Origin of the sequence: Ligilactobacillus apodemi DSM 16634 = JCM 16172, from assembly GCF_001434405.1 — a bacterium.
GTDB lineage: Bacteria > Bacillota > Bacilli > Lactobacillales > Lactobacillaceae > Ligilactobacillus > Ligilactobacillus apodemi.
In genome coordinates this window covers 1-740 of sequence record NZ_AZFT01000014.1, presented here as the reverse complement: position 1 = coordinate 740, position 740 = coordinate 1, and the positions used below count along the sequence as shown (strand labels likewise).

The 740-nt window shown below is 44.2% G+C and carries 1 protein-coding gene; it reads left to right on the top strand.

The window, feature by feature from the left end; all coding sequences use genetic code 11:
• Nucleotides 1-740, top strand: a 740-nt coding sequence (locus FC32_RS10665; RefSeq protein ID WP_420835860.1) for a mucin-binding protein, incomplete at both ends; no start/stop codon positions are given.

Sequence of the window (740 nt, the reverse complement as noted above, 5' to 3'; positions counted from 1 at the left end):
TACGATGAAGTCAAAACACCAGTTGTTGATGGTTATGTGGCTGATCAAGCAAGTGTACCAAGCACAGCGGTAACGCAAGATAACATTGAAAAGACGGTTACCTATACTGCAGTTGGTAAGATCGTGCCGGTTGATCCAGATGGCAACAAGATTCCAGATGTACCAACACCGGATTACAAGAACGATCCAGATGATCCAACGAAAGTCGTGCCAAACGAACCGGTACCAGAAATTCCTGGTAAGACACCAGAAACACCAACTGTTACACCAAACGATCCAACAAAGGATACTGAAGTTGTTTATGCTTCCCAAAAAGCAGTGATCAACTATATTGATCAAGATAACAATGATAGCATTTTGGCGTCAGATAGTGTCGTTGGTGCTTCCGATGAGAAGATCAACTACTCGACAGCTGACCAAATCAACGCCTTACTCGCTAAGGGCTATGAATTAGTATCAGATGGTTTCCCAGCTGATGCAACTTTTGATGACGATAGTTCTGTTGACCAAGTTTATAACGTAGTCTTCAAACATGCGACTCAAACAGTTACTCCAAATGATCCACAAAAACCAGGTGATCCAATCAATCCAGATGATCCAGAAGGACCAAAATGGCCAGCTGGTACAGACAAAGACAGTGTTCAAAAAGACGTAACTGAAACAGTGCATTACGTTGGTGCGGGCGACAATACGCCAGCGGACGTTGTGCAAAACGCAACTTGGACTCGGACCGTGACCGT